The 6,453-nt window shown below is 47.5% G+C and carries 6 protein-coding genes and 3 pseudogenes; all 9 read right to left on the bottom strand.

Going from position 1 to position 6,453, the window contains the following annotated elements; all coding sequences use genetic code 11:
- Positions 1-261 (bottom strand): annotated as a pseudogene (locus tag H8693_RS10595) (hypothetical protein); the annotation flags it as partial.
- A 33-nt stretch (positions 262-294) separates the two neighbouring features.
- Positions 295-573 (bottom strand): type II toxin-antitoxin system YafQ family toxin, encoded by a 279-nt coding sequence (locus H8693_RS10590; protein WP_021632616.1) that lies wholly within the window; start codon positions 571-573, stop codon positions 295-297.
- Positions 566-832 carry a type II toxin-antitoxin system RelB/DinJ family antitoxin gene (locus tag H8693_RS10585; RefSeq protein WP_033119556.1) on the bottom strand — a complete coding sequence of 89 codons (267 nt, stop codon included), beginning with the start codon at positions 830-832 and terminating at the stop codon, positions 566-568. Before H8693_RS10585 ends, H8693_RS10590 begins: the two co-directional genes overlap by 8 nt.
- 255 nt (positions 833-1,087) lie before the next feature.
- Entirely contained in the window at positions 1,088-2,539 is a 1,452-nt protein-coding gene (locus tag H8693_RS10580; RefSeq protein WP_199488597.1) for a hypothetical protein, read from the bottom strand.
- A gap of 415 nt (positions 2,540-2,954) precedes the next feature.
- On the bottom strand, positions 2,955-4,202 hold the full coding sequence (locus H8693_RS10575; protein WP_015517767.1) for a plasmid recombination protein: 1,248 nt from the start codon (positions 4,200-4,202) through the stop codon (positions 2,955-2,957).
- A gap of 289 nt (positions 4,203-4,491) precedes the next feature.
- A pseudogene (locus tag H8693_RS10570) lies at positions 4,492-4,880 on the bottom strand (AAA family ATPase); the annotation flags it as partial.
- 303 nt (positions 4,881-5,183) lie between these two features.
- Complete coding sequence (erm(B), locus tag H8693_RS10565) at positions 5,184-5,921, bottom strand: 23S rRNA (adenine(2058)-N(6))-methyltransferase Erm(B) (RefSeq protein ID WP_002292226.1); 738 nt, start codon at positions 5,919-5,921, stop codon at positions 5,184-5,186.
- A gap of 1 nt (position 5,922) precedes the next feature.
- Positions 5,923-6,072: pseudogene (locus tag H8693_RS10560) on the bottom strand (zeta toxin family protein); the annotation flags it as partial.
- 40 nt (positions 6,073-6,112) lie between these two features.
- On the bottom strand, positions 6,113-6,453 hold a 341-nt coding region (locus tag H8693_RS10555; protein WP_249280936.1), incomplete at its 5' end, for a hypothetical protein.

Genomic DNA, 6,453 nt, shown 5'->3' with positions numbered 1-6,453 from the left:
TTGCTCGCTTTTCCGGTCTAATTCTCCCTGCAGCATAGCGATCAAAGTGGTTTCGCAAGTTTCGCAACTTGCTTTCGCCTGTTGCGAAACTTGCTTTCGTTCAACACCTAAATAATGCTGATATATGGCGGTTTTTTGACTTTCGCTGATTGCGAAACTTCCTTTCGCATCTTTCGCAACATGGTTTCGCCTACACCATGCACGAACTGCCTGTTCCGACACGCCACATTCTATTGCAATTTCCGTTATTACACCCGCCAAATATCATCACCACTCTTTCATCCGGAGTTAATCTCAAAACAAATCGCTATGAGATCCCGTCCTTATCAATTTCAAAATCAAAGTCTGCCGAACAACTTTATAGACCAACAGCCAGTCCGGCTCGATGTGACATTCTCTCATGTCCTTATAATTTCTGGAATTAGTGAGAGCATGATCTCGATACGCCTCCGGCAACGGCTGCTCGTTACACAACAGCGTGATCACTTCCTCCAACTTCTTCGGATCGCAGCCTCTCTTGATCGCAAGCTTGTAATCTCGTTTGAACTGCCCCGAAAACTCCGGCTTAAGCATTCAGCGCCTCCATCAGATCTGCAACGCTATCAAACGGACCATACATATCCTCTCCCTTTTCTGCCGCCTCCATCGCCGCATAGGTAACAGCATTCGGCTCGTCAACCTTGACTTCAAAGGGAAGTCCATGACACCTAAGTGCCTGTCGATAAAAAATACCCGTTGCCGTACTCAAATCCATTCCGAGGGACTTAAAGAGAGCTGCCGCCTGTGCTTTCAGCTCCGGCTCCATTCTTATCGTCATATTTCCTTTAGCCATAATAGCACTCCTTTCCTCGTCATTTTTAGCTTGCACTAATATTATATTCAATATTCGTGACATTTGCAAGTGCATTGCAAATGTTTTTTTGCAACTTTTCTATGAACAGTGCTTTCTATATGCTAACACCGCAGCGTGTACATTTAGGGGGTGAAAAAGCCTTATTTCGCGCGGTTTTCAAGCCTCGTTTTCGGTGGGGTAATATAAAAACCCTTACCCGCCCCGAAAACGCCTTGTAGGGCGTTTCTGGGGCGTTTACAGCCCTTTCTTAAATTCCTCCACCAACAGATCGCTCAAAGCCTGTGATGGGCGTATTTTGACCGTTATATGCCCCTCCGGTACGGTGTCCCACCATTTGCGGATCGTTTTCGGATCAAGTCCGGTGTCCCTATGACAATCGGCCTTGCGTCCCTCTGGATGCTCCTGCCGCCACGCATAGACTTGCGCTTTCTTTTCTTCTGCCCCTTTTCTTCTCCATGTGCCGCCAGGATAATCCACTTCCTGCACCGCCCTTGCTCTTTTCAAATGCTCTTTCTGTGATCTACCATTCCTCTTGTTGCGCTCGATGCGAACATCGGTCAGAGCTTCAATATCGGAAATCGTGAAATTGTAATACTCCTTGTCGTAGGCTTCCAGCGCACTCCGTATATCTTCCTCGGTCAATGCGTTCTCATGCTTCACCATCTGCAGATCATCAAAAGCCTCTTTCATATCCTGCCGGAGCTGCTGCTTCGACACACCGCATTTGTAAGCATAGATAGCAAGGCACATCAAAAAGAAATACCGATGCCCGCCCTTTATCTCTCCGATCTGCCGCAGCCACCAATGGTAGAGCGCATACGGATCATCACCATGCACCTTTCCGGCAATATCCCACTTCTTGCGTCCTTTCTCGCCTCTCACAACAACACGCTCATACCACTCCGGATATGCCTCCCTCGCCTCAGCTCGTGTCATTTTGGATGGGCTGAAAGGCTTATTGACATCCACCCTGTTTTCTGGCTTTGCGTAGGCGTTCAGATAATCCAGCGTTACCCGTTCTCCGGTACGGAAAGCGACCAGCTCCGTCCCATGCTTGTCATTGATGCTGCCCACCATGCGGAAGCTCTGATTGATGGATTGATACTGGATCGCCTTGACCTGCGAAGTGCTGCCATACTCCCATAGCCGGAAAGTGAGGTCATATTTCAGACTTTTAAGCTGAATTTTTATATTCGGGTATAGGTCAATCGGCTGCTGGAAAACATAGTAGATATGCAGCCCTGTCCCCGACAGAACAAGGAAAGTCGGCATCGGCAACCGGCGCACTCGCTCCGGATCGCCGCCAAAGCGCAGAAAGAGGTTGCGCAGCTCGGCAAGACCTACGCCATCCAGATCGAAGATCAGAGCATACATCCGCTGGGCGTTCTCCAGCCTGTTCTCCTTTCTGCGATATGCAAGACCGCTGCACAAAGTAAGGCTGTTCCCCTCGACAAACTCCATGTAATCCTGTTCCCATGTGTCGTTATACATCTTCCTGCGCCGGAGCTTCTTATCCTCGCTCTGTTCGTCCCGATACAGATACACAGCGTTCGGATGGGAAAAATCCGTGTGCCGTTCTCCGGAGTTCTCATTGTCCGGAAACAGCTCTTTATAAAACTCATAGCCTCCGACCTCCGGATATTGTGCGCTCAAATACTCGTAGCAGCCTCGATAATTCTCGGTCATATTACCACCTCACAAAAGAAAAAGTACCAAAAAGAAAATCCGCTGCGGCGGGGATCGCCTGCGGGCGGGAAGGGGGAAAAGGGGGAGCAAAAGAGCGGCGGCTACGCCGCCTTAAAGAGAAAGTCACCTCCCCCTTTTCCCCCTCGCTGCGGGGCATTGAAAGTGCCGCCACTATGGAAAACCCGATGGGTTTACCACAGTGGCTTGGAAAACCTCTAACGAGGTTTACCACACTTCCAACACCCCTCCGCTCACCCCCCTTTTCCCCTCCGACTTTCTCCCTTTCAGAGAGAAAAAATATAGGTTGGGAGTACCCTTACAGGGGGCTTAGATTATCAATACAGCAATTCCCTATTTTCAGTTGTTATTATAGCCTGTCCGAAAGAGATTTTCAAGCCCTCCGGACAGGCTTCTTTTACAGCTCCATGCCGCCCATTCCTCGCTGGTGCTGCTGTTGCTCCTGCTGCTGTCCAATCTCCGGATCGGGCAGCAGCTCCCTCGCCTTTTCAAGCAGAGGACGCAGACGCTCCGGCAAGTGTTCTTCCAAGAAGTCCAGCATCCGACCGATGCCGTCCGTCAGACGCTCGGTGAAGCTGCGTTCCTCCTGCAGCTCGGATTGCAGATAATAGTTTTCATCGCGCAGCCTCCGGTTTTCCTGTTCAAGCCTCTGCTGCCGCTGCGCTTCTTCCAGCCGCTTCTTCATGGACGGCACCTGTGACCGCAGACGGGTGTTTTCCTCCGTCAGCTCCTGTACCTTGTGCCGATCCGTCACGCTGCGCAGTGCCATTTTCTTTAGCTGCTCGACCTGATCCACCGTCACGCCCTTTACTGCCCCTGTGAGCGTCTTTTCCGGCTGAATATCATGCAGGGGTGCATTTACCCTGTCAGCCTCCTTTAAGAGCCGCACAGTGCCTTTCAGAGCGTCCCGCTGCCGTTCCAGCTCAGCAACCTCCCGCTCTACTGCCGCTGTCTGCTGCTGCACCGCTTCCAGCCTCGCAGCCGCTTCCTTGAACTGCGGCAAGTCCATGTGCGGTCTGTTCGTGCCGAGAGAGATAATTTCAAAATCGTGCCGCTGGGCGATCTCCGTCAGAGCTTCTTTCTCCCGTTCCATCCACGCCGCCCATTCGGTCTGCTTTCTGCCGACACCGACAAACCCCTGCTGCTTCAATGCCTGTTTCATAGATACCCTTGTAGAAAGTCCTCTTGACTGCTCCGTTGCCACAGGGATAAAATCGACATGGAGATGGGGCGTTGCCTCGTCCATGTGCAGCACCATATTGAACACCCGCAGATGGGGGTTGCGTTCTGCAAAAGACTCCGCAAAATCTTTCAGAGCTGCCGCCGCCCGTTCTCCGTCCGGCGTACCGCACCCACAGTCGCTCATGTTGCCGATCTGGAAGATCGCTTCATGGAACAGCTTTTCCTGTTTACTCTGCCGGATATGCTCATAGTAGTCCGGTATCTTATCTCTCGTTTTGGTTTTCTTTGCGTTGTAGGCTGCGAGAGCTTCATCAAAGACCATATGATAGACCTGCTTCAGATCCTCGTTGCAGAAAACAATGTTCTGCTCCGTCCGGCTCCGGTCTACATTCGCCGCTGAGAAGCTGCGGTTGTTGTGCCGGATGCTCCCTGCACCTGTCATACCCGAAATCGTAACTCCCATAAAATCGCCCCCTTTCCGCTTATTCTTCCGTCCTCTATTTTATCATAAATTTCCGCTAAAAACAACCTCTTTGTTACTTTCTGGTGAGAAAGTAACGCAAAAGCACTTTCACACCGCCACCCCATCGGTGCAGCGGTGTGAAAGTGCTTTGCGCCCCTAAAGGGGAGGGGTTGCCGGAGCTGCTTCACTGCCGGCTCGTGCCTGCTGCTCTGCCAGCTCCGGAGGGGCGCTGCCCCTGCCGTCTGCGGACGGCTCCCCGACCTTCATCCCACCGATAAACTGGAATTGTCTAAAATAGTAAGGCCGTACCGCTTACTATTTTTTCTTTTACTGCTGAAACAGTATCTTTGATTGAATGCGTAGTTGTATCTATAACATTTAATTCATAGATTCCTAAATTGGAAAATTGATTCCACATTGTTTCAACTAATTCAATATTTGTTTCTCTGTCTAACTTTGAGCGTTCGATAGCTCGCTTCATAGTTTCTTCTTTACTTGCCCTTAGTGTACTTCATAATGCTCTTGAACAATGTTGAGCCACGGCTCTAAAAACCACGGTCCTACAATGCCATCTACAATTACATCATATCCACCACGAGCATATCGCTTCGCAGCTTCTAAAAACGCTTCAATGACAATCAAATTTTGCTCATTTGATTCTGGCAAATGCGGTGGTAATCACTCCTTCTTAATTACAAATTTTTAGCATCTAATTTAACTTCAATTCCTATTATACAAAATTTTAAGATACTGCACTAAAACGATTTTTTTAATACAATATTGTTGCCACACTTAGGACATTTTCCTACAAGGGGTCCCGAGCGCTTAGTGGGAATTTGTACCCCTTATCGATACAAATTCCCCGTAGGCGCTAGGGACCTCTTTAGCTCCTTGGAAGCTGTCAGTAGTATACCTAATAATTTATCTACATTCCCTTTAGTAACGTGTAACTTTCCAAATTTACAAAAGCGACTCATAGAATTATTTCCTCCCGTTAAATAATAGATAACTATTAAAAATAGACAATACTTGCTCATAAGTAACGGTACTTAAATTGTTTACTTTGGCGTGTTTCATTGCTTGATGAAACTGATTTTTAGTAAACAGTTGACGATATTCTCGATTGACCCATTTTGAAACAAAGTACGTATATAGCTTCCAATATTTATCTGGAACATCTGTGGTATGGCGGGTAAGTTTTATTAAGACACTGTTTACTTTTGGTTTAGGATGAAAGCATTCCGCTGGCAGCTTAAGCAATTGCTGAATCGAGACTTGAGTGTGCAAGAGCAACCCTAGTGTTCGGTGAATATCCAAGGTACGCTTGTAGAATCCTTCTTCAACAATCAGATAGATGTCAGACGCATGGCTTTCAAAAACCACTTTTTTAATAATTTGTGTGCTTAAATGGTAAGGAATACTCCCAACAATTTTATACCTCTGTTTGTTAGGGAATTGAAACTGTAGAATATCTTGGTGAATTAAAGTGACACGAGTATTCAGTTTTAATTTTTCTGACGATAAGTTGAATAGATGACTGTCTAATTCAATAGACGTTACCTGTTTACTTATTTTAGCCAGTTTCGTCGTTAAATGCCCTTTACCTGTTCCAATTTCGTAAACGGTATCGGTTTCTTTTAAATTCAATTGTTTTATTATTTGGTTGAGTACTTTTTCACTCGTTAAAAAGTTTTGAGAATATTTTATATTTTTGTTCATGTATTGCCCCTTTACTCAAATAATGATAAAAGTCATCTGTGTGCATATGCACAGACTTTTCCAAATCTGATTCTTTTGCAACAACAGATGCCGTTGTAGTTTTTCCTGTCCCCGGCGCACCTGTGATTACAATAATTCTACCTTGATTCATCTATATTTTACCTCCACAAATTCCCGATTTGTCGTTCTGTTTAGTCCCCAAAGAACCTACTAAACCAGCTACGCTTTTGAACCGGTTCTGTCTCACGCTCCGGCTGATCGGCTCCGGACTTGCCGGAAAGAAGCTGCTGATGCATTGTCCCAGCATGGAGAGCCTGGGCCGCTGCCGCAGTCTGCTGTGCCGTCACCAACGCCGAGCTGACCTCCGCCAACCTTGCGTTCAGTTCCTCGATCTGCTTGTCCTTTACAGCAAGTTGCTCGCTTTTCCGGTCTAATTCTCCCTGCAGCATAGCGATCAAAGTGGTTTCGCAAGTTTCGCAACTTGCTTTCGCCTGTTGCGAAACTTGCTTTCGTTCAACACCTAAATAATGCT

Source organism: Guopingia tenuis (assembly GCF_014384805.1).
GTDB lineage: Bacteria > Bacillota > Clostridia > Christensenellales > Christensenellaceae > Guopingia > Guopingia tenuis.
This window is presented reverse-complemented; position numbering and strand designations above follow the sequence as displayed.

Coding starts and splice junctions, on each gene's coding strand:
- H8693_RS10575 (WP_015517767.1), bottom strand. CDS start 4,202: ATGGGAGTTACGATTTCGGGTATGACAGGTGCAGGGAGCATCCGGCAC.
- H8693_RS10580 (WP_199488597.1), bottom strand. CDS start 2,539: ATGACCGAGAATTATCGAGGCTGCTACGAGTATTTGAGCGCACAATAT.
- H8693_RS10590 (WP_021632616.1), bottom strand. CDS start 573: ATGCTTAAGCCGGAGTTTTCGGGGCAGTTCAAACGAGATTACAAGCTT.
- H8693_RS10585 (WP_033119556.1), bottom strand. CDS start 832: ATGGCTAAAGGAAATATGACGATAAGAATGGAGCCGGAGCTGAAAGCA.